The sequence below is a fragment of the Kribbella sp. C-35 genome (assembly GCF_046549195.1).
GTDB lineage: Bacteria > Actinomycetota > Actinomycetes > Propionibacteriales > Kribbellaceae > Kribbella.
In genome coordinates, this window is the sequence record NZ_JAJPWG010000002.1 from 728,205 (window position 1) to 750,555 (window position 22,351).

The 22,351-nt window shown below is 69.1% G+C and carries 18 protein-coding genes; 7 read left to right on the forward strand and 11 right to left on the reverse strand.

Annotated features, from left to right (window positions below; all coding sequences use genetic code 11):
* Positions 1 to 27 precede the first annotated feature (27 nt).
* Entirely contained in the window at positions 28 to 1,218 is a 1,191-nt protein-coding gene (nadA, locus tag ACLJOO_RS16030) for a quinolinate synthase NadA (RefSeq protein WP_410787950.1), read from the forward strand.
* 180 nt (positions 1,219 to 1,398) lie between these two features.
* On the opposite strand, the gene ACLJOO_RS16035 is transcribed toward nadA, so the two are convergent.
* The 6 genes from ACLJOO_RS16035 to ACLJOO_RS16060 all read right to left on the reverse strand — a co-directional run bounded on the left by ACLJOO_RS16035 (position 1,399) and on the right by ACLJOO_RS16060 (position 6,525).
* A complete protein-coding gene (locus ACLJOO_RS16035; protein ID WP_410787951.1) occupies positions 1,399 to 2,346 on the reverse strand; it encodes a type IV toxin-antitoxin system AbiEi family antitoxin domain-containing protein in 948 nt (315 codons plus the stop codon).
* Positions 2,347 to 2,498: 152 nt separating this feature from the next.
* Complete coding sequence (locus tag ACLJOO_RS16040) at positions 2,499 to 3,686, reverse strand: glycosyltransferase family 4 protein (RefSeq protein WP_410787952.1); 1,188 nt, start codon at positions 3,684 to 3,686, stop codon at positions 2,499 to 2,501.
* Entirely contained in the window at positions 3,686 to 4,102 is a 417-nt protein-coding gene (locus ACLJOO_RS16045; protein ID WP_410787953.1) for an adenylyltransferase/cytidyltransferase family protein, read from the reverse strand. The genes ACLJOO_RS16040 and ACLJOO_RS16045 overlap by 1 nt, the downstream gene beginning before the upstream one ends.
* Positions 4,102 to 4,827, reverse strand: a complete 726-nt coding sequence (locus ACLJOO_RS16050) for a CDP-alcohol phosphatidyltransferase family protein (RefSeq protein WP_410787954.1) — start codon at positions 4,825 to 4,827, stop codon at positions 4,102 to 4,104. The genes ACLJOO_RS16045 and ACLJOO_RS16050 overlap by 1 nt, the downstream gene beginning before the upstream one ends.
* Positions 4,824 to 5,264, reverse strand: a complete 441-nt coding sequence (locus ACLJOO_RS16055) for an adenylyltransferase/cytidyltransferase family protein (RefSeq protein ID WP_410787955.1) — start codon at positions 5,262 to 5,264, stop codon at positions 4,824 to 4,826. The genes ACLJOO_RS16050 and ACLJOO_RS16055 overlap by 4 nt, the downstream gene beginning before the upstream one ends.
* Positions 5,265 to 5,319: 55 nt before the next feature.
* On the reverse strand, positions 5,320 to 6,525 hold the full coding sequence (locus tag ACLJOO_RS16060) for a glycosyltransferase family 4 protein (RefSeq protein WP_410787956.1): 1,206 nt from the start codon (positions 6,523 to 6,525) through the stop codon (positions 5,320 to 5,322).
* A 60-nt stretch (positions 6,526 to 6,585) separates the two neighbouring features.
* Between ACLJOO_RS16060 and ACLJOO_RS16065 the strand changes: the two genes are divergently transcribed.
* From ACLJOO_RS16065 to ACLJOO_RS16075, 3 genes are all read left to right on the forward strand, one after another.
* Positions 6,586 to 7,524 carry a hypothetical protein gene (locus ACLJOO_RS16065; protein WP_410787957.1) on the forward strand — a complete coding sequence of 313 codons (939 nt, stop codon included), beginning with the start codon at positions 6,586 to 6,588 and terminating at the stop codon, positions 7,522 to 7,524.
* Entirely contained in the window at positions 7,524 to 8,288 is a 765-nt protein-coding gene (locus ACLJOO_RS16070; RefSeq protein ID WP_410788678.1) for a right-handed parallel beta-helix repeat-containing protein, read from the forward strand. Before ACLJOO_RS16065 ends, ACLJOO_RS16070 begins: the two co-directional genes overlap by 1 nt.
* A gap of 130 nt (positions 8,289 to 8,418) precedes the next feature.
* On the forward strand, positions 8,419 to 10,005 hold the full coding sequence (locus ACLJOO_RS16075) for a right-handed parallel beta-helix repeat-containing protein (RefSeq protein ID WP_410787958.1): 1,587 nt from the start codon (positions 8,419 to 8,421) through the stop codon (positions 10,003 to 10,005).
* Here ACLJOO_RS16075 and ACLJOO_RS16080 read toward each other — a convergent pair.
* On the reverse strand, positions 9,980 to 11,362 hold the full coding sequence (locus tag ACLJOO_RS16080; RefSeq protein WP_410787959.1) for a mannitol dehydrogenase family protein: 1,383 nt from the start codon (positions 11,360 to 11,362) through the stop codon (positions 9,980 to 9,982). The genes ACLJOO_RS16075 and ACLJOO_RS16080 overlap by 26 nt on opposite strands.
* A gap of 25 nt (positions 11,363 to 11,387) precedes the next feature.
* Positions 11,388 to 12,383 carry a LacI family DNA-binding transcriptional regulator gene (locus ACLJOO_RS16085; RefSeq protein WP_410787960.1) on the reverse strand — a complete coding sequence of 332 codons (996 nt, stop codon included), beginning with the start codon at positions 12,381 to 12,383 and terminating at the stop codon, positions 11,388 to 11,390.
* Positions 12,384 to 12,507: 124 nt separating this feature from the next.
* Here ACLJOO_RS16085 and uxaC point away from each other — a divergent pair, with 124 nt between their 5' ends.
* Positions 12,508 to 13,914 carry a glucuronate isomerase gene (gene uxaC, locus ACLJOO_RS16090; protein WP_410787961.1) on the forward strand — a complete coding sequence of 469 codons (1,407 nt, stop codon included), beginning with the start codon at positions 12,508 to 12,510 and terminating at the stop codon, positions 13,912 to 13,914.
* Positions 13,915 to 13,916: 2 nt separating this feature from the next.
* Here uxaC and ACLJOO_RS16095 read toward each other — a convergent pair whose 3' ends face one another.
* Entirely contained in the window at positions 13,917 to 15,365 is a 1,449-nt protein-coding gene (locus ACLJOO_RS16095; RefSeq protein WP_410787962.1) for a hypothetical protein, read from the reverse strand.
* A gap of 108 nt (positions 15,366 to 15,473) precedes the next feature.
* On the opposite strand from ACLJOO_RS16095, the gene ACLJOO_RS16100 reads away from it, so the two are divergent.
* Positions 15,474 to 17,000, forward strand: coding sequence for a right-handed parallel beta-helix repeat-containing protein (locus tag ACLJOO_RS16100; RefSeq protein WP_410787963.1), 1,527 nt, complete (start codon positions 15,474 to 15,476; stop codon positions 16,998 to 17,000).
* Here the strand turns inward: ACLJOO_RS16100 and ACLJOO_RS16105 are convergent.
* Positions 16,986 to 18,257, reverse strand: a complete 1,272-nt coding sequence (locus tag ACLJOO_RS16105; RefSeq protein ID WP_410787964.1) for a hypothetical protein — start codon at positions 18,255 to 18,257, stop codon at positions 16,986 to 16,988. The genes ACLJOO_RS16100 and ACLJOO_RS16105 overlap by 15 nt on opposite strands.
* A 5-nt stretch (positions 18,258 to 18,262) precedes the next feature.
* Positions 18,263 to 19,888, reverse strand: a complete 1,626-nt coding sequence (locus ACLJOO_RS16110) for a Wzz/FepE/Etk N-terminal domain-containing protein (RefSeq protein WP_410787965.1) — start codon at positions 19,886 to 19,888, stop codon at positions 18,263 to 18,265.
* 133 nt (positions 19,889 to 20,021) lie between these two features.
* Here ACLJOO_RS16110 and ACLJOO_RS16115 point away from each other — a divergent pair, with 133 nt between their 5' ends.
* Positions 20,022 to 22,241 (forward strand): LamG-like jellyroll fold domain-containing protein, encoded by a 2,220-nt coding sequence (locus tag ACLJOO_RS16115; RefSeq protein WP_410787966.1) that lies wholly within the window; start codon positions 20,022 to 20,024, stop codon positions 22,239 to 22,241.
* Positions 22,242 to 22,351: the final 110 nt, after the last annotated feature.

Genomic DNA, 22,351 nt, shown 5'->3' on the forward strand with positions numbered 1-22,351 from the left:
GCGGCGTACCGCGATGGGCATGCGACGATGTCTGACGTGACGACGATCGCAGACGGCTCGAAGTCCCTTCCGTTGCTGTTCCTCGGGCAGAACACCGACCCGCACTCCGAGCGCGGTGTCGAGTGCCCGGGCGCGCTCCCGCCGGCGTCCGACCCGGACCTGGTCGAGCGGGCGCTGAAGGCGAAGGCGGCGCTCGGTGACCAGGTGTTCGTGCTCGGGCACCACTACCAGCGCGACGAGGTGATCCAGTTCGCGGACGTCACCGGTGACTCGTTCAAGCTCGCCCGCGACGCGGCCGCCCGCCCGGACGCGCCGTACATCGTGTTCTGCGGCGTGCACTTCATGGCGGAGTCCGCGGACATCCTCACCAACGACGAGCAGACGGTGATCCTGCCGGACCTCGCGGCCGGCTGCTCGATGGCGGACATGGCGCGCATCCAGCAGGTCGAGGCCGCCTGGGACGCGCTCGCCGACGCCGGCGTCGCGGACGTGACGGTGCCGGTCACGTACATGAACTCCAGCGCCGACATCAAGGCGTTCTGCGGCCGCAACGGCGGCGTCGTGTGTACGTCGAGCAACGCGGAGACCGCGCTGAACTGGGCGTTCGAGCAGGGCGAGAAGGTGCTCTTCCTCCCGGATCAGCACCTCGGCCGCAACACCGCCGTACTGCAGCTGGGGCTGTCACTCGACGACTGCGTGGTCTACGACCCGCACAAGCCGAACGGCGGCCTGACGAACGAGCAGCTCGCCGCGGCGAAGATGATCCTGTGGCGCGGGCACTGCTCGGTGCACGGCCGCTTCACCCCCGAGTCCGTCGACGACGTCCGCTCGCGGGTCCCCGGCGTCAACGTGATCGTCCACCCCGAGTGCCGCCACGAGGTGGTCACGAAGGCGGATCAGGTGGGCTCAACGGAGTACATCATCCAGGCCCTGGAAACCGCCGAACCCGGTACGTCGTGGGCCGTCGGCACCGAACTCAACCTGGTCCAGCGCCTCGCGAAGCAGCACACCGACAAGAACATCGTCTTCCTCGACAAGACGGTCTGCTACTGCGCCACCATGAACCGCATCGACCTCCCGCACTTCGTCTGGGCCCTGGAAAACCTGGTAGCCGGCCACGCCGTCAACCCCATCAAGGTCGACGCCGACACCCAGCACCACGCCAAGGTAGCCCTGGACCGCATGCTCGCCCTCCCCGGCAAAACCGCCCGCGACTGACCACCGCCGACCGCCCCCCAACACGATGGGATATCCCTTCGTGTTGGGGGTTCTCTGTTGGTATTAGCACGGAGAACCCCCAACTAGAACGGATATCCCCTCAAGTCCGGTCGGTGCGTGCGTGCGGCCGGTGCGTGCGGCCGGCGGCGGGGTTGGGGGCGGTGCGGGAGCGGTGGAGAGCTAGGCGGGTCGGCGGTGGCGGTTGAGGGTTTGGAGGAGGCCGGCTGCGAGTACGGCGGGATGGTCGAAGTCGGACCAGTCGGTGCGGACGACGGTGAGGCCGAGGGCGCGGAGGCGGTCCTCGCGGCGCTTCTCCCGGACCAGCACCTCGGGAGACCCGCCGCCGTACTTCAGCGCGCCGTCGAACTCGACCACCGTGTCGTACCCGTCGAAGTCGAAGTCGACCCGGGCGACGAGTCCTAGGCGATCGTAGAACTCGGTTTGCAGCCTGGGCTCCGGCATCCCGTGCTCGTACATGAGAACCCGAAGACGCGACTCACCGACCGACTCGGACAGTCCGTTGCCGAACCGCAGTGCCTTCCGGGCCGAAACTGATCCGGGCCAGAACGTGCTCGCGGACTGCAAGCGCAGTACCTCGTCCTCGCCGAGGTGTCCGGTGCGAAGGGCAGCGTCAAAGCCCACCACCCCCACCTCGAACGACGTCGTACATGCGGACTCGAGGGCTGCACGCGCCAGGCTGGTCACGAGTCGGCCGTCGACGACAGTCAGGTCGGCAGCGGTGAGCACACCGAGGTGATGCTGTACGCCGGCAACGTGGCCACCGGACTGTCCGTCCATCCGAGTCACGTGCACCCGGCTGAGGTCGAGGCCCCAGATCGGCATGCCGTGCAGGACCAAGGCCGACTGATGGCTGAGGGCAACAGAACCTGGACGCATCGCGTTCATCACCGCGTGCACCTGTCGGAGGTGCCTCCAGCGGGCACGTTCCCACGGCGGCAGAGCAGTCAGGTCGATCTTCTCGGCGTACTGGCCGCGCCGGATCTGTTCCCAGCTGCCGTCCCGCAGCCGGCCGACGATCTGCTCGTGGGTGCACCCGCTCGCGAGCGCCTGCCGACGGCCGAACACGCCGCCCTGCCGCGCTGCGATCAGTCTGAGCCGTTCGTTCACCCAGCAAGCATCCACCGATCAGCCGCCGTCTGGGCGCCGTCCCCGCAGATCTGTGGACAACTCCCACGAGGGGATATCCACTGCAGTTGTGGGTTCTCCCCGCTAGTACCAACGGAGAACCCCCAAGACCGAGGGATATCCCCTCGGGTTGGTCAGCTGGAGACGCGGGCTTGGGTGTACCAAGCCGCTAGGAGGTCGGGGAGGCGGTCGGGGCCCCAGCGGTCTACTGGGGTGATTCGGCCGTGGAGGGAGGCTAGGCCGCGGGCTAGTTCGCCTACTACGTCGCCTCGCCAGGGGACGGTGATGCCTTCGTCGGGGCCGACGATGACGGCGGGGCCGCCGCGGTCGACGCAGACCACGGGGCAGCCGGAGGCGAGGGCTTCGGTGACGGCCCAGCCGGCGGCTTCGCGGAAGGCGGGGGCGAGGAGGGCGTCGGCGCGGAACATGGCGGCCAGGACCTCCTCGCGCGGCAGGGCGCCCATGAACTCGACGCGGTCGCGGACACCCAGCTGCCACGCCAGGCTTTCGGCGCGTCCCCAGTCGGGGCCGTCGCCGATGATGCGGAGCTCCCAGTTGGCTGCCTCGGGACGCGCCAGCGCGCTGATCGCGAGCAGGACGCCCTTCCACGGGATCAGCCGCCCGACGAACAGCGCGGTCTTCACACCGGGAGCCCCGAACGGCTCGTAAGGTCCGGACGCGGTGAAGCGCCGGATCGCCACGTTGGGCTGGACCACGATCTCGCGAGCGTACGGCGCGAACGCCTCCGCGACATCGTTGTTCTGGGCAACCATCAGGTCGGCGATCTGCGCCATCCGCCGCCCGGTCGCACGGCGCCGGAGCCCGGTGTACGCACGACGTACCAGCTCCCCCACCACACCACGGGCACCGAGCCAATGCGCCATCGACAGCGGCGCGCTCGTCGATCCGCCGACCGGTCCCCAGATCACCTTCGCCGACGACGGTTCGACCACGCCGGCACCCATCCAGTCGACCGCGAAGGTCAGATGGTGGATCACGTCGAACGAATGCTCCGCGTGCAGGCGCCGCGCCGTACGCCGAGCCAGCCCCTGCCACAACGGGTAGTACCAGTACACGTCCGCGGGCCGTCGCCGCAGCCGGAGAATCCACCGAGGCATCTCGAGCGGTACGACGGTCAGACCGGGTACCGGCCGCGCCGCGAGCTCCTCCTCGATCTCGTGCACGAACTTGCCCCGGGTCAACAGCCAGACGTCGTGGTCCCGCGCCGCGGCCTTCGCCCACGCCCACCCGGCGCCCGGCTCGGAGCCGCCCGTCGGCCGGCAGGCGTACGCGCTGAGCAGTACCTTCGGCCGGCCGTACATCAGCTCATCCCCTCCAGGAGCCTGCGCAGATCGGTGCTCGAGGTCGAGGCGGTGTACGGGAAATAGTGCACCTGTGCGCCCACCTCACCCAGCAGCCTTTCCAGTCTGGTCCCCTTTTCCGTTCCCTTCCAGTCATCGCCCTTGAAGAGAACGTCGTACCGCAGCTGCTGCCACATCTCGAACTTGTCGCTGGACCAGTCGCTGACCACCTCGTCGACGAGGTCGAGCGCTCGGATGACATCCATCCGTTCCTCGTGCGGCACCACCGGCGGACGGCCCTTGATCCGGGTCACGACATCGTCCTCGACGACGCCCGCGATCAGGTGGTCGCAGTGCTCGCGGGCGCGGCGCAGGATGTTCAGGTGCCCGATGTGGAACATGTCGTACACCCCGGGCGCGTACCCGACGATCGCCATCAGGCGCGCACCCCCAGCGCGGCCATCTCCCGGTACCACTTCCCGACCGCGGCCGCGAGGAAGAGCAGGTTCAATGCCAGCAGAGCGCCGTACAGCACGACGAACAGCGACGGCGTACCGAAGGCCAGGAAGACCAGGCACAGTACGCCGTAGTCGGTCGGTGCGATGAGCAACGACTTGACCACGGAATCGCCGCGCTCGTTGGGTTTCGAGGACGCGCTGTGCCGCCGCCGCAGCTGGTCGATCAGGATCAGCCCGAAGAACAGCACCGACGAGATGCACACGTACGCCAGCGGGATCAGCAGCACGAGATCGTTGTCAAAGGCATCGAAACGGTAGAACGAGATCAGTACGGCGCTGTGCAGCAGCACGATCTTGACCGCGTCGATCATGTGGTCGAGCCACTCCCCCAGCGGCGAGCCGCCGCCGCGCAGCCGGGCCAGCTGCCCGTCCGCGGAGTCCAGCCCGTACCCGAGGACGAGCAACAACGTCACCGCCAGCGCCAGGCTGAGTGACGGACGCACGCAGGCCAGCAGCACGATCCCGACCAGCGAGCTGAACCCGCTCGCCAGGCTCACCTGATTTGGCGTCCGCTTCCCGAGGAACGCCGCGGCCGCGAACACCCGCCCGATCCGCCGGTTCACGAACCGTGAGTACGCCGGCGTACCGGCCGACGGCTTCTGCGCTTGGGACAGCTGCGCGACGGTCTCCCGCAGCCCACTCATGCGACGTTCGAACTGCGGGACTGCCGCTGGTCGATCGCGGCGCGCAGGATCGGGCTGCGGGAACCGCGGCCGGCGGGCAGGACGGTGATCAGCCCGGCCGGGATCCCGGCGAGCTCGTCCACCCCCAGGACGCCGTCGGTGCCGGCAGCGAACACGGTCTGCACGCCCAGTACGGCGGTCAGCCACCCGGACCGTACGTCGTCCACGACAACCACCTCGTCGACGCACCGCAGGTGCTCGACGATCTGCGCCCGCTCGAGCAGCGGCACGAACGGCCGCCCGCCCCACGCGTCCAGCGCCCAGTCGTCGGACAGCACCGCGACCACGAGCCGGTCGCAGTGCCGCCGCGCCCGCTCGAGCACGTCGATATGCCCTACGTGGAACAGGTCGAAAACCCCGGCCACACAGCCAAGCCGCGGCACCCTTACTTCCCCCAACGCAAACTCCTGAATTCCGTCCGGCCCGACGCTGCCCCCTGCGTCGCCCGCGACCTCATACCCGTCGTCCCGTGCGCGCCCGGCCATTGGCGGAGTGCCAGGCGATCGCATCGGTGTAGATCCTTTCCGTGGCCTCCAGGTCACGCTCCGGTGTGAAGCGGTCCAGGTAGACCTGACGGGCTCGTTCGCCGAAGGCTATCGAAGTCTCGGGATCAGCCACCAACCCGATCGCCTTCCGCAATCCTTCCGGGTCACCGGGCGCGGTCAGCGCACCGGATTCACCGTCGTCGACGAGCTCCGCGAGCGCCCCGAGCCGGGACGCGACCACGGGCACGCCGTGCGCGAAAGCCTCCACGACCACGAGTCCGAAGCTCTCATACGAACGCGCCGGTACGACGGCGGCGCGCGCGGACCGCAGCTGTTCCATGCCGTCCGCCCACGGCAGTTGACCAAGTACCTGAATCGACAGGTCTTTCCGGGCGCGCTCCTCGGCCGCCGCCCGCAGCGGACCGTCGCCCACCACGACCAGCCGGCCGAGCGACGAGTCCCACGCCTGCAGCAGATCCGCGAACCCCTTGTCCTCGCTCAACCGCCCGAGGAACACCACCGCATCTCCCGCACCGCTGCGCACCGCACCCGAATGCGGTACGGCGTGCGGCTTCACCACGAACCGCTCCGGATCGAACCCGGCCGCGGCGTACCGGTCCCGCACGAACTCGGACGGTACGACGAACGTCCCGACGTACCGCTGCCACGTGTGCAAGGCGTTGTGCACGCCGATGCTCGTCGCCAGTGGCAACGTCTGCACCCGCGAGTCGCGGTAGCAACTGTGCTTCACGGCCGCCAGCGGCACCTTGCCGATACAGGACTCGCACGGTCGGCCGTCGCGCTGCAGGACACCGTTCGCGCACAGCAGCCGGAAGTTGTGCAACGTCGCCACGACCGGAAGGTCGAGCCGGTACGCCGCTCGCAGCACCGAGGGGCTGAACAGCGGGAAAGTGTTGTGCACATGCACCACATCGGGCCGTTGCGCTTGCAATAGCTGTGTTAAATCGCGTTCCGCCGAAAATGACCAAACGGAGCGAAACGGTAACAGTGCGCGATCTTTTCGGCCCATCTCGGCGATGTCGTCGCTGTTCCGGGCGTACAGATCGATGTCATGTCCTGAGTTACGCAACAAATCAACCGTTTGCGCGACAACCGTGTTCTCACCGCTGGGTTGACCGGTCCGGTAACGGTTGTGCAACATGGCGACCCGCATGGCACTACCTTAAGTCCCGGAGTAACTACGCCTGGTCTCGCCCGCTCCCAGGAGAGTGCATTGAGGAAGTTGTGGTTCGCAGCGCTCATCGCTGCGGCAGCGGCCGTCGTCACGGTCGCGGTGCCCGTCATCGCAGGAGAGAACAAGGCGACGACAGCGGCAAAGTCCGGCGACGCCGAGCAGGTCGCGTCCCGAGTCCTGCCCTCGCACCGCCCGGGCAAGACGACCGCGACTCCCGGCAAACCCCAGCCGAAGCCCACCGCCACGACTGCACCGACCAACAAGCCGACGACGACCACACACCCCACCCAGAAGCCGAAAGCGACACCGACGAAGACGGTCGAGCCCAAGCTCCCGAAGCCGCCCGACGTGGACTCCGACGAGGCCGGTCCCGCCGTCGCCGGACCGTGCGTCGGCACGGTGATCAAGCCCGGCCAGAACGCGCAGTCGATCGTGAACTCCAAGCCGCCGGGTACGACGTTCTGCTTCGCCGCCGGTCTGCACCGGATCAGCGACACCATCCGCCCGAAGGCGAACCAGGTGCTGGCGAGCGCGCAGCGCGCCGTACTCACCGGGTCGGTTCCGCTGACCGGGTGGGCCAAGTCCGGGTCCGTCTGGGTGGTGCGGGGCGCGCTGCCGTCGGCGTACGGCAAGAGCGGTGAGTGCGAGGACAACAAGTCGAACATCTGCTACCTGCGGGAGCAGTTGTTCCTCGACGACACGCACCTGACGCGGGTCGCGAGCGTCGCGGCGGTCAAAGCCGGCAAGTTCTACGCCGACTATGCGGCGAACGCGATCTACCTCGGCAGCAACCCGACCGGTCACGAGGTCGAGATGTCGAAGACCGCCACCGCGATCGAGTCCGGCGCGAGCGGCGTGGCCGTCCGCGGCCTCACCATCGAGCACTTCGCCAGCGCACCGCAGGCCGGGGCGCTCGTTTCCGGTCCTAGCTGGATGGTGACCGCCAACGACATCGCTGGAACCACGCGGTCGGCGTGATGCTCGTGAAGGCGAACAGCACCAAGGTCGACAAGAATCTGATCCACCACAACGGCCAGCTCGGCCTCGGGCAGTACAGCTCGGCCGCGGCCGCCGTCACCCGCAACGTGATCAGCTCCAACAACACCGACGGCTTCTGGATCGCCGACTGGGAGTCCGGCGGCATCAAGTCCACCCGCTCCTCCGGCACCGTCAGCGGCAACGTGATCAAGTCCAACCTGGGCATCGGGATGTGGGCCGACGTCGCCGACGACGGCCGGGTGATCAGCGACAATCAGATTGTCGGCAATGCGGCGGACGGCATCCGGTACGAGATCAGCCGCAACGGCACCATCGAGGGCAACACGGTGACCGGCAACGGCTTCGGCACCGGCCGCGGATCCGGTACGTCGCTGTGGGACGGCGGCGGGATCAACGTGAACACCTCGACCGGGGTCACGATCAAGGGCAACCGGGTCTCGGGCAACGTCAACGGTGTAACGATCCAGTCCCGGACCCGTGGCAGCGGCCCGTGGGGCACGTACCTCCTGCGCGACATCCAGGTCAGCGGGAACACGATCGAGATGACCGGCGGGACCCAGGCGACCGGCATGGTCCAGAACTCCGGCGCCACGGTGCCGGCCGGCGAAGTGGTGTTCAGCGGCAACAAATACGTCCTCGACGACCTCGGCACCCAGCGGTTCGCCCGGTTCGGCACCAAGCTCACCGCGGCCGGCTGGCAGGACGCCGGCCTGGACACGATCGGTAGCTTCCTCGCGAACTGACCGCTTGCCGTTCGCAACATGTTTGTGCGCTACGTATTGCCATGACTACGTGACGTAGGGGTAACCTGCGTAGCGAAGCCGCGCCATGGGGGGTGCGCTCAGGGCTACCTGTGCCACCGGAGGCTCCGCTATGAGGACAGCAGTTGTTGCAGTTGTTGCAGTCGGCACCAGTCTGGTTGCCGTCGGCCCCCTGCCTGCCCAGGGTGCCCTCACTCCGCCTGCAACCGAACCACCTACCGCCGTACCACCGGCTGCCGTTCCGCCGGCGGACGGGACGTTCCGGACCGGTCCCAAGCTTGCGCCCGCGTGCAGCGGGGTACCGATCAGGACCACCGACAACGCCGCCCAGATCGTCGACGACGCCCCGACCGGTACGACGTTCTGCTTCACGGCCGGCTGGCACCGGATCACCGAGACGATCCACCCGAAGGCGGACCAGGTGCTCGCCGGCAACAACGGCGCCGTACTCACGGGATCGATCAGGCTGGCCAAGTGGACGGCGAACAACGGCGACTGGGTGACCACGGGCGTCCTGCCACCGGCGTACGCGCAGACCGGGCAGTGTGAGGACAACACGGCGAACATCTGTCATCTGGGCGAGCAGCTGTTCCTGGACAGCAAGCACCTGACCCGGGTGGCGACGCGCGACAAGGTTGCCCCCGGCACCTTCTACGCCGACTACGCGGCGAACGCCGTCTACCTGGGCAGCAACCCGGCCGGGCACTCGATCGAGATGTCGAAGACGCAGACCGCGATCGAGTCCAGCGCGACCGGTGTGACCGTCCGCGGGTTGACGATCGAGCACTTCGCCACCCCGCCGCAGGGCGGTGCGGTGGTGCTCGGCCTGGGCTGGAAGGTCATCGCCAACGACATCCGCTGGAACCACGGGGTCGGCGCGATGCTGGTGAACGCGGACGGCGCCGTACTCGAGCAGAACCACATCCACTCGAACGGCCAGCTCGGCGTCGGCCAGTACAGCACGCTCAGGGCAACCATTGCCTCCAACGAGGTCAGCTACAACAACACCGACGGCTTCTGGATCGCGGACTGGGAGTCCGGCGGGATCAAGACCACCTGGTCCAACGGCGGCTGGGTGAGCGGAAACCTGATCCAGTACAACCGCGGGATCGGGCTGTGGAGCGACGCGTACGACGACAGCCGCACGTTCAGCAGCAACCAGATCCTCGACAACGCGGCGGACGGGATCCGTTACGAGATCGGCCGCAACGGCGTCATCGAGGACAACGTGGTGAGCGGCAACGGCTTCGGCACCGGCCGCGGATCCGGTACGTCGCTGTGGGACGGCGGCGGGATCAACGTCAACACCTCGTCGAACGTCCAGGTCCGCGACAACGTGGTGGCGAACAACGTGAACGGGATCGCGATCCAGTCCCGCACCCGCGGCTCCGGGCCGTGGGGCACCAACCTGCTCCGCGACATCGTTGTCTCCGGCAACCAGGTGACGATGCGCGGCGGCACCACCGCAACCGGCATGGTGCAGAACGCCGGCGCGGTGATCCCGGCCGGCGAGGTCACCCTGAACGACAACACCTACATCCTCGACAGCCTCGCCGCCGAACGCTTCCAGAAAACCGGCCAGTGGTACACCGCCAAGGAATGGCGCACCACCGGTCAGGACCTCACCAGCGCCTTCACCCTCGGCAAAGCAGTCCTGGACGCCACCGGCATCCTCACAATCCTCCCGACAACCAACTGACGTGGTCCACGAGGAGGTCTCGGAGGACGGCTGAGTCTCGTAGGTCTTGGGTGAAGATGGTTTCGATGGCTAGCAAGGCGTCTACGAGTTTGGTGGGGTCGGTGGCGCCTGCCACTGCGGACTTCAGGCGGTCGGCCTGGGGGTCGTCCAGGTCTGCGGTGCGTTGGACGTAGACCATCCAGGCGGCGACGGCGAGCGAGATCATTCGCGGCTCGGCGCCGGCCGTCAGGCGGTCGCGGACGGTGCCGAGCATCCGGACCGGGAGCTTGACCGAGCCGTCCATCGCGACCTGCCGGGTGCGGTGCTTCAGGGCCGGGTTCTCGAACCGTTCCAGCACGGTCGCGCCGTACGCCGCCAGGTCCAGCCCGTCGGGCGGCGTGAGGGTCGGTACGACGTCGTCGGTCATCAACTGCCGCGCGAGCCCGCCCAGCTCCTCGTCGCGCACCGCCTCGGCGATCGTCTCGTAGCCGCGCAGCGCACCGAGGTACGCGAGCATCGAGTGCGTGGCGTTGAGCATCCGCAACTTGGCCTGCTCCCACGGCGCGACATCACCGGTGAGTACGGCGCCACCGCGCTCCCAGGCAGGACGTGCGCCCGCGAAGTCGTCCTCGATCACCCATTGCAGGAAGGGTTCCGCGACCACCACGGCCTCGTCCCGTACGCCGAGCAGCCGAGCGGCCTCATCGCGATCGGCGTCGGTCGTCGCCGGCACGATCCGGTCCACCATGCTGGCCGGGAACCGCGTCCCCTCGAACGTCGCGGGGACCTTGCCGAGCGCATCGAAGTACTCCGTCACCAGCGTCCGCAGGAAGGGGCCGTTGGCAACCAGGTTGTCACAGGAGACGATCGTCAACGGCTCGTCGCGACGGGTGATCGCCGCCGCAAGCTGGCCGACGACCGTGCGCGGCGGGCGGCCGGTCAGGTCGGCCTGGATCTCCGGGTCGTCCAGGTTCAGCCCGGAGCCGGCGGCCCGGTACCCCTTCTCGGTGACGGTCAGCGTCACCACCGACACCGCCGGGTCCGCGATCCGCGCGACCACCGCCTCGGGGTCCTCGGGCGCGGTCAGCACCTCGCGAATGCTGCCGATCACCTGGACCGACGGCTCACCGAGACCGCGCTCGAGGACGGAGTACAGACCGTCCTGCGGTGCCAGCTGGTCCCGGACCGTGGTGGAACGCTGGCTCACGCCGGCGATGCCCCACCGGGTCTCGCCGGTTTCGACCGCCGCCCGCTCGGTGACAACGGCCTGATGGGCGCGGTGGAAGGCGCCGATCCCGAGATGGACGACGCCGACCGACAACGCCTTCGGGTCGACCGCGGGGGTGACGGGAAGGTTGGTGAGACTCAACCTGCTCAAGCGACAAAACCTTTCACTCTGATGATCACTTTTGCCGTGCTGGTCCGGTCGAGTCCCGGACGATCAGTTCCCCGTGCAGCTCCCCGTGCTTCGAACCTTCGGCGGGGTTCTCCGGGTCGTCGAGCATCGCGAGCAGCAGCTCGACGGCGATCCGGCCGGCCTCCTGCTTCGGCAGCCGGACGGTGGTCAGCGCGGGCCGCGCCATCCTGGACATCGCGATGTCGTCGACGCCAACCACGCTCAGGTCACCCGGGACCGAGATGCCGCGGCTGTGCAGGCGGGCCAGCAGCCCGATCGCGACCAGGTCGTTGTAGGCGACGACCGCGGTGGCGCCGGTCGCGACCACCTGGTCCGCGGCCGCCATACCGCCTTCGTACGTCGGCGCGAAGTTGCCGACCGGTGCGAGCTCGGCCCCCAGCGCCTCGACCGCGTTCCGGAGGCCGAATCCGCGGTGCTGGGTCGACCAGGATGTCGCCGGCCCGCCGACCCACGCGATCCGGCGGTGGCCGAGGGCAACGAGGTGGGCGACGGCCTGCCGCATCCCGTCCTCGTTGTCGTAGGCAACGCCCGGCAGACCGACGGCGGTGCGGTTGACGAGTACGACGGTGGTGTCCTGGGCGATCGCCGCCAGTTCCTCGTCACTCGCTCGCGGCGAGCACAGCACGACACCGTCGACCTGCTTGGACAGCGCCCGCACCAGCCCGGCCTCGGCCGCCGGGTCCTCGTCGGTGTCCGCGACGAACACGGCGACGTCATGGTGGCGGGCGCGCGCCTGCACGCCTTTGGTGAGGCTGGCGAAGAACGGGTTGGCCAGGTCCGGCACGACCAGGCCGATGGTGCCGGTCCGGCCGGTGATCAGGCCGCGGGCCGCCCGGTTCGGCTCATACCCGAGTTGCTCGACCGCGGCGGCGACGCGGGCCCTGGTGGTCGCGTTGACCATCCCGGGCAGCGAGAGCGCACGCGAGACCGTCGACGGCGATACGCCGGCCAGCCGCGCCACATCCCGGATCGTCGCTGCCATGCCGGTGAGTCTGCAATCGGTTGCAGCTTGTGTCAAGAACCCATCCATCGGACGCTCACTTGTGCCGACAAGCCCCGACTGCAATCCTTTGCAGAACACGTTTCAGCCCAGCAACGGAGGACCCATGCCGAAGGCCCTGCAGCCGCATCCGGACCGCGCCCTGCCGGCGGGCGCCGCGCGGGACGTCGCCCGCCGGATCCACGCCTCGACGAAGGATCTGCCGCTGCTGTGCCTGCACGGACACGTCGACATCGGGCTGTTCGCCACCGACGCGCCGTTCGGCAACCCGGCCGACCTGCTGGTCGTGCCGGACCACTACGTCACCCGGATGCTGATCTCCCAGGACGTCTCCCCCGACAAGCTCGGACTCCCCCGCCGCGACGGCAAGCAGACCGCCGAGCCGCGGGAGATCTGGCGGGCGTTCTGCGCCAACTGGCACCTGTTCCTCGGCACGCCGAGCCGCTACTGGCTGGAGCACGAGTTCGCGGAGGTCCTCGGCCTCACCGTGCACCCGTCCGCCGAGACCGCCGACGAGCTCTACGACCAGATCTCCCAGCGCATCGCGGAGCCCGAGTTCCGGCCGCGAGCACTGCTCGACCGCTTCAACATCGAGCTGATCTCGACCACCGACGCCGCGACCGACGACCTCGCCCAGCACGCGAAGCTCGCCGCGGACCTGCCAGGCCGTGTGGTCCCGACCTTCCGCCCGGACGCGGTCGCCCACGTCGACCGGGACGGCTGGCCCGCGCTGATCACGCAGCTCGGCGCGCTGGCCGACGTCGACACCTCGACGTACGACGGGTTCCTGCAGGCGATCCGGCAACGTCGGCAGGCGTTCATCGCGGCAGGTGCGCGCGCCACCGACCACGGTCATCTGAGCGCGGCCGCCGTACCGCTGACCGACGCGGAGGCCGGGCGGATCTACGCCGGCGCGTTGAAGGGCGACGTGACGGCTGGGGACGCGGCGGCGTTCGCGGGGCACATGCTGTATCAGTCGGCGGTGATGTCGGCCGAGGACGGACTGGTGATGCAGCTGCACCCCGGCGTACTGCGGGACCACGACCCGGCGATCTTCGCGACGTACGGGCCGGACCAGGGGCACGACATCCCGGTGACGACCGAGTTCACGCGATCACTGCGGCCGGTGCTCGAGCGGTTCGGGCACGCGGACGGATTCCGGATTGTGCTCTTCACGGTGGACGAGACCGTGTACAGCAGGGAGCTGGCACCGCTAGCGGGCGTCTACCCGGCGGTGCGGCTCGGTGCGCCGTGGTGGTTCCTGGACAGCCCCGACGGCATGCGCCGGTTCCGTGAGCTCGTGACCGAGACGGCCGGTTTCTACAACATGTCAGGCTTCGTCGACGACACCCGCGCGTACCTGTCGATTCCGGCGCGGCACGACCTGGCTCGCCGGATCGACGCCGGCTACCTGGCCGACCTCGTCGTACAGCACCGGCTGGACGAGGACGACGCGATGCAGGTCGCGAAGGCGCTCGCGTACGACCTTGCCCGGGACACCTACCTCAGCTGAGGTCAGCGCTCCCAGGACTCCGGCGCCCGCCTGGCGCCGCTCTCCGGAGACCAGCCATCAGGGCGGGAGGCGGCGGCCGTACCCGATCCGGCCGGCCGGCCCTCCCACCCTGTGGCGGATCTGCCGATGGCATCAGCAGCGGAGTAGTAGGCGTCGACCTCGGCCACGACCCTCTTGATCTCGTCCTCGCCGCCGGCCTTCTCGGCCAGATCTCCGAAGGTCCGGATGATGTCCTCGGGTGCCGACCGGTACGGCGTACCAGGCCCTTGGTAGAACCCGTACCGGCTGATCATCTCCCCGCCCAGGCCCGAGAGTCCGACCGTGGATCCGGTCCGCTGGTTCGTGACCTGGAAGTTGGCGCTCCCCATCGTCCCGTCCTGGAACGGAGACTGCTGGAACCCTCTGCTCTGCTGCACCTCGATCGAGTAGCGCTGGTCGTCGGCTCCGAGGTAGTCCGAGATGCCGAAGTGGCTCGCGGTCCAGTCCGCCGTCTGGACGGTCTCTCCCAGTTCGGCGTGGGTCAGGCCGAGCTTCCGGACCACATCGTTGTCCCGGGCCATCGTCCGGAGCAGCTTGTCGCCCCGGCCGAGAAAGCCGTCCTGCGAACTGCCGAAGTCGACGGATCCGCCGAAGTCGGCCGGGCGCATCCACGCCTCGAGTTGCTCGACGGAGTGGCCGTTGAGCTCGGTCAGGCCGCGGATCGACTCTGTGTCGTTCTCGCCGCCGACCACGAACCCGCTCGGCTCCACGGCGCGCGGCACCTCGGGCAGACCGAGCTCCGCCGGGATCACCGGACGCGTCATCTCCGCATCCAAGGGGTAGAGGCTGGGCGCGACCAGCGTGTACGACATCCACTCACCGTTGAGCCGGAGGCCCTCGACCGAGGAGTCCGGCAGCTGCACCACTCGATCGACCTCGGACTCGCGAACCATGTCGTCCATGCCGGATCCACTGGCCGGGGTGTAGAAGGTCAGCGCGCCGTCCCGCAGCACTGCCGTCATCGCGGCGTCGGCGCGGCTGTACCGCCACGCGCCGTCGGACAGCGGCTCGAAGTGCGAGTCGACCAGTTGGCGGTCGAGCGGATCGTTGCTCGCGGCCACATCGTCGAGCTCCGCCGCGACCGCCTCCCCCTCGGGCCCCCAGAGTCCGCCGCTGCTGCCCTTGGCCCAGTGCCGGTCGGCCGGCTCCTGCCCGGGTATGAGCTGCCGGTAGGCAACCATCGTCTGGCCGTACGCGCTGGGCGCGACGACCAGCGCCGCCACCTGCTCGGCTGGTAGTTCGTGTGCCGGGGTGTGCAACTGCAGCCGGCCAGAGCCGGACTCCAGCAGGAATCCGGCCGCGAGCGCGAGGTCCGGGCCGATCGGCTCGATCCCCGAAGCAGCCGGAGCCGGTGTTGTCCGAGACTCCTCGCGGTGAGGGCTCGATCGCGAGAACCCGGTTCGACGGGCCATGGGCGGAAATCTATCCGGACCGAAGTTCAGGCGGGCGTCGCGGTGCGGTCCCCTGGGCGAGTAGGGTCCGGGGAGCCTGTACGCCGGGGTGGTCGGAAAGGGATGTTGATGAGGGGTCGTGGAGTCGCGGCGTATGGTGCCGTGCTCGGGCTACTGCTGCTGTCTGGCTGCACGGACGAGGGAGGCGCTCCCGAACCGTCGAAGCCCGCACCAACCGTCACGGTGACCGTCCCCACCGCTCCCCCGGCCGCGGCCGCTGCTGTGCTCGGACCGACAGGCCCGAGTACGGCGAAACCCTGCAAGGGAACCGCCATCGCGGTCGGCGCGGACCCGCAGCCGATCATCGACGCCGCGCCCGCGGGCACCACGTTCTGTTTCGCGAAGGGCATCCACCGCATCCCGCGAGCGATCCAGCCCCGCGAGGGCGACACGCTCGCGGGCGGACCTGGCGCCGTACTGAGCGGTGCCGTCCGGCTGACCGGATGGAAGCGGACCGGGAGCGCCTGGACAGTGCAGGGTGTGCTGCCGGCGGCGTACCCGCTCAAGGGCCAGTGCGAGGACAACAAGACCAAGCCGTGCCAGCTCGGCGAGCAACTGTTTGTCGACGGCAACCACCGGACCCGCGTGATGAGTCTGGGTGAGGTGACGCCGGGCACGTTCTTCGCCGACTACCGGGCCAACGCGCTCTACCTCGGCGATGACCCCACCGGTCACGTCACAGAGATGTCGCGCACCCAGACCGCGATCGACAAGTCGGCCGACAACGTGACCGTGACCGGCCTGACGATCGAGCACTTCGCGAGCCGCCCGCAGGCCGGCGCAGTGCAGGTCGGCAAAAGCTGGAAGGTGACCGGCAACGAGGTCCGGTGGAACCACGCCGTCGGCATCATGGTGATCGAGGGCGACAACGCCGAGCTCAGCCGGAACACCGTCGCCGACAACGGGCAGCTCGGCATTGGCCAGTACAAGTCCGCCGGTGTCCGGATCAGCGCGAACCTGGTCACCCGCAACAACACCGACGGGTTCTGGATCGCGGACTGGGAGTCCGGCGGCATCAAGTCCACCAGGTCGTCCGGCGAGGTCAGCGGCAACGACATCGTCGCGAACCGCGGCGTCGGGATGTGGAGCGACATCGCGGAGTACGACCGCCGGATCACCGGGAACCGGATCCGGGACAACGCCGCGGACGGGATCCGGTACGAGATCAGCTACGCCGGCGTCATCGACCAGAACGTCGTACAGCACAACGGGTTCGGCACCGGACGCGGCTCCGGCGGCACGCTCTGGGACGGCGGCGGCATCAACGTCAACACGTCGTCCGACGTCCAGGTCCGGGGCAACCTGATCCAGGACAACCGCAACGCGCTGTCCATCCAGTCCCGCACACGCGGCGACGGTCCGCGCGGTACTTACGTCCTGCGCAACGTCCTCGTCGAGGGCAACCTGGTCGTGATGACCGACGCCAACTCATCCCTCGGCGTGGTGGAGAACAAGCGCTCCCCCGCGCAGCCCGGCGCCATCACGTTCCGCCGGAACAGCTACCAAGGCGCCGATCGCTTCGCCTACCGCGGGAAGACGATGACCTGGCCCGAGTGGCAGCAGTCCGGCTTCGACCAGGACTCAGTGAGCAGCTGACATTCGTCTTCGCTGACGCAGCCGGTCGCCGTCGCAGATCGCGGCGGCTACCAGCAGGTGCACGGTCATCGAGGACAGGTCGGACAGGCCGCTCTCGTTGAGCGAGGCGGCCGTAACGTACCCGAGCAGCAAGGCGCCAGAGGCCCGGATGTACGGCGTCGGCGCGCGCAGGACCGATACCCACGCCGCGATCAGCGCCACCGCGACGATCGCCACGGCCAGCAGCCCGGTCTCCCAGTAGAGGCCGAGCCAGCTGTTGTCGATCGCCATCACGTCGACGTCGCCTTCACCGCGGGTGAGCAGCACGCGCTTGTTGCCGAGTCCGTGGCCGATGATCGCGGTCTGGATCGACACCTTCTCGTCCAGCACCGCCTGCCAACTCGTCGTACGGCCACTCAGCGAAGTGATCTGCTGCGTGCCCTGTCCGCGCAGCAGCCAGGTGTGCAACGACCCGATCGTCAGGAACGCGAGACCGAGCAGCCCTGGCACGGCGAGGCACGCGATCCGGCCGAGCCAGGTCTTGCGGGTGATGACGAGTCCGATCACGAGACCGAACGCGACCGCGGCGGCCGACGTACGGGTCCGGCTGGCGGCGATCAGGATGCCGCCGAGGCCGATCAGCGTGACCGCAGGCAGGGTGGACAGCTTCCGGCAGACCAGGCCGATCAGCGCCAGTCCGAGCAGGATCGCCCCGACCTCGCCGACGCGCGGCGGCAGCATCGGGATGATGACGCCCTGCAGCCGGTACCCGGCGCCGAGGGACCGCAGCGGCCGCCACGCCTGCGAGGGGGCAACGGCCAGACTCAGTACGACGGTTGCCCCCAGCAACAGGTGGGCCCACAGATGCGCGCGGACCAGCCGCTCCGGCACCTGCACCAGCGGCCCCCACAGCAGGAAGAGCAGCACCAGGCCGATCAGGAAGCGGGCCAGCCGGGTCAGCGGCCCCATCGGCTCCGCCAGCAGGAACGCCGTCGCGCACGCGAACAGCACGTACATCACGTACAGCCAGCTGGCCGGATTCACCCGGGTCCGGAACCCGGGTTTGGTCGCCGCCAGCGCGACCAGGAAGACGGCTCCGAGTAGCAGTCCCTTCGCGACGCTGTTCGTCGACCCGGTCGTGCCCTGCGGCGCGGCCACCCGCGCCGACCAGGGCTGCACGCCGAGCACGAACAGGCACCACAGCATCAGCCAGAACCAGGCCGGCCGCTCGACCTCGCCCTCGACCGTGCCCGGGACTGCGGGGGCCAATCGCGTCACGGACATCAGCGCATCGGCTGCGCGCCCGCGTCCAGCGGCTTGTAGTTCAGCGGGATCCCGAGCGTCTCGTCCTGTGTGGAGGTGCCGATCAGTACGACGCCCAGCACCGGAGCGCCGGCGAACTGCAGGGCGCCCGTGAGCCGCGCGACGTCCATCTCCTTGTCGAGGCCGACCTGCACCACCAGCACCGACGCGTCGACCGCCGCGGCGAGCGGCGTGATGCCGTGCCGCCCGACGGAGGCCGGGCCGTGGATCACCACGGAGTACCCGGGTGGCAGGTCCGCGACGATCCCCGGGACCAGCGACGGGCCGACCGCCTCGGCCGTCTCCTCGTGGTTCAGCCCAGGCGGCAGCACGTACAGGTCCGCGACGGTGCCCGGCCGGAACAGCTTCCGGGCCCGGATCGCGCGGGTCGCGGCCGGCTCGTTCACCAGGTCGGTGAGTCCTTCGTGGCCGGTGAGATGCGGGAGCACCGGCGTACCTTCGATGTCGGCCAGCACCAGCAGCGTCTCGCGGCCGTCGCGGGCGTTCGCCTCGGCCATCGCCAGCGCGATGCCAGCCGAGTTCGGGGTCGGGGACGCCGACACGACCAGGAGCGCGCCCGGGGCGCCGGCCGCGAACGCGCGCGGGTTCAGCTCACGCCGCGCCAACGCGCCGCTCGCCTCAGCACCGAGCGCGGTGATCTCGTACTGCGGGAGTTCCGGAGCGGACCGCTGCCACACCCGCCGCCGATGCCCCTCGGACGCCGCGATGACCGGCGCGGACGACGCCCGTGCCGCCTGGTCGCGGGTCAGGATGTACGGCGTCAGGTGCGACCGCAGCAGCGCGAGACCGAAACCGAGGACCAGACCGAGGATCCCGCCGACGAGGATGTCGCGGGCAACCATCGGCGACGAGCTGGCGGTGTCGGTCGTCGCCGGCGTGACCAGCTGGCTCCCGGCGCCGACGGTCGACAGCGCCTTCAGCATCGCGGCCGCGTCGTCCGCGGCCTGCCGGGCCTCGGTCGCCAGGCCGACGCGCTGATCGCGCAGCGCGGCCGCAGTCTGGTTGTCGCCGCGACCGACCGCCTCGTCGATCTGGCTGACCAGGCTGCGGGACTGCGTGGTCGCGGTCTTCGACCGGGCCTGGGCTTGCTCGGCCAGGTTGGTCAGCAGGGACTTGGCTTCGGTATTGCGCTGCGCCAGGTAGATGGCCGCGATCGCGTTCGCCCGGTCGACCGCCTTCTGCGCGGTCGGGCCGTCGGTGGTGACCAGGTAGGCGTTGTCGGTGACAGCCTTCACCCGCGTCACCGCGGCCAGGTCCTGGATGGTCTGGTCGTTGTCCGGCATCCCGAGCGCCTTGACGACTGCCTTGAGCAGCGTCGGGCTGGCCATCACCCGGGCCTGGGTCTCGGCCGGCAGGTCCATGCCCAGCGGGCCGCTCTTGTCCGCGGAGGTGGACAACTTGCCGACCAGCGCCGGCGGCACCGCCGGCCCGATCACCAGCTGGCTCGAGGCGGTCCAGCGCTCGGTCTGGGAGAGCGCGAACACGGAGGCGCCGAGCAGCCCGAGCAGGATGCAGCCCATGATCAGCCACTTCTGCCGCAGCAGCGACTGAGCGGTCTCCCGCCAGACCACGGTGCCCGGTTCCATCAAGTACCTCACTCTGCTCGAAGTCAGCGACCCAGGATATCCACAGGTGGGGACGAGGGACTCACGCGATCTCGCCTTGTGCCCTACTCTCTTCCCGGGGAGTTTGGATTTGTCCAAGGGGGGACATCGCTACATGACGAAGACACGGCTGTTCACGCGCCTGGGGATCGTGGGCACTCTGCTCGCCGGGGCCTTGGTGGTGACGCTCGCGCCGCCGGCGCAGAGCGTCGAAGCATCGCTCGCGGCCACCAACAGCTCGACCTGGCAGACCAACGCCAGCGTCCAGGGTCTCGCGGTCGCCGCCGGCAAGGCATACGCGGGAGGACGCTTCACCAGCGTCCGCCCGCCAGGCGCGACGCCGGGGACCGGCGAGGTCGCCCAGGCGTACCTGGCGGCCTTCGACGCGGGCACCGGCGCACTGGTCAGCTCGTTCAACCCGGTGCTGAACGGTCAGGTGTACGCGGTCGCCGCCTCCGCGGACGGCTCCCGGATCTTCGTCGGCGGTGACTTCACCACGGTCGACGGCCAGACCCGGAACCGGATCGCCGCCTTCGACACCGCCACCGGCGCCCTGGTCGCGAACTGGAAACCGTCCGTTTCGTATCGCGTCAAGTCCATCGCGGTCTCCGGTACGACGGTGTACTTCGGCGGCTCGTTCGGCCTCGTCAACGGCGTGGACCGTCTGCGGCTGGCCGCCGTCACCACCGACACCGGCACCTTGTTGCCCTGGGCCCCCGCGACGAACGGCGACGTGTACGCCGTGGATGCCGCCGATGACGCGTCCAAGGTGTACGCCGGCGGCCAGTTCAGTACGGTCAACGGCACCACCCAGAACACCGTGACGAGCCTCGACCCGGTCAGCGGCGCCGTACTGCCGTTCCCGGGCGCATCCGCCGTACCGCCGCCGAACGGGTCCTGCACGACCCGGGTGAAGACCATCGACGCCAGCGGCGACACCGTGTACTTCGGCAACGGCGGAGACGGCGGCGGGTGCTTCGACGGCACCTGGGCGGCCGACATCGCGACCAACACGCTGAAGTGGAAGAACCAGTGCCTGGGCGCGACCGAGGCGGTCAAGGTCGTCAACGGCTGGCTGTACAAGGGCTCGCACGCGCACGACTGCGCCAACCAGGGCGCCGGCGGCTTCCCGCAGGGCTTCGGGTACCGCTTCCTGCTGAGCGAGAAGCTGACCGACGGCACGCTCGGGCCGTGGTTCCCGAACACCGACGCCGACCCGAACAGCGTGACCAACGTCGGCCCGCTGGCGTTCGCGACCGGCGGCAACGACCTGTGGGTCGGCGGCGACTTCCTCAACGTGAACGGCGCCGGCCAGCAGGGCCTGACCCGCTTCACCAACGCCACCCCGGGCGCGGCTCCGGCCAAACCGGCCAAGCTGCTCCCGTACAGCGTCCAGCCCGGCGTCGTCCAGATCCACTTCCCGACCGTCGTCGACAACGACGACAGCACGCTGACCTACCGGCTGCTCAAGGGCTTCAGCAACACCACCATCGCGACCTGGACGGCCAAGTCCACGCCGTGGGACCGGCCGTGGCTCAGCTACACCGACACCACCTCGGCCCCGGGCGAGGTCACCAACTACCGCGTCGAGGTCACCGACGGCAGTACGACGATCCGCGGCAACTACTCCGACCAGATCACGGTCGCCTCGGCGGCGTCGACGGCGTACGACCAGATCGTCAGCGCGGACGGGCCGCAGGCGTACTGGCGACTCGGCGAGCCTGCCGGTACAACGACCTCGGTCGACGCGTCGGGGCAGAGCAACAACGGCACGTTCACCGGCGTGACGCTGGGCGGCGCCGGCGCGATCGCGGGCAACACCGCGATGACGACCAGCTCGAGCAGCGGGCGGATGGTCGGCGAGAAGGCGTACAGCTTCCCACAGCAGTTCACGGTCGAGGCCTGGGTCGAGCAGAGCGGGTTCGGCCGCGGCGGCCGGATCATCGGCTTCGGCAACTCGAAGACCGGGAACAGCGGCGGTGGCGGCGACCGGATGCTGTACCTGCGGACCAACGGCTCGATCGTCTTCGGCGTGAACGACGGCGCGCAGCGCACGCTGACCAGCCCGTCCGGCAAGAACGACGGCCTCTGGCACCACGTGGTCGGCAGCTACGACAACGGAATGATGAAGCTGTACGTCGACGGCGTACTCAGCGGGAGCGCTCTGGTCGGCTCGGCGTCGGTGTACTACGGCTGGTGGCGGGTCGGCTATGACCTGACGAACTCGTGGCCGGGCGGCGGAGCGACCCAGACCGGAATGGGTATCGACGAGGCGGCCGTCTACCCGTACGCACTCACCCCCGTGCAGGTCCAATCTCACTATGCAGCAAGGTGAGCTGTGTTTTTTAAAGTGAAACGGCATCTTTCTGCAAGTTCTAGAACAAACTCATAACGCGGGGCGGAGGTCTGCTTCCGGTAGGCCTCCTCCAGCGGTAATGTCCGCCG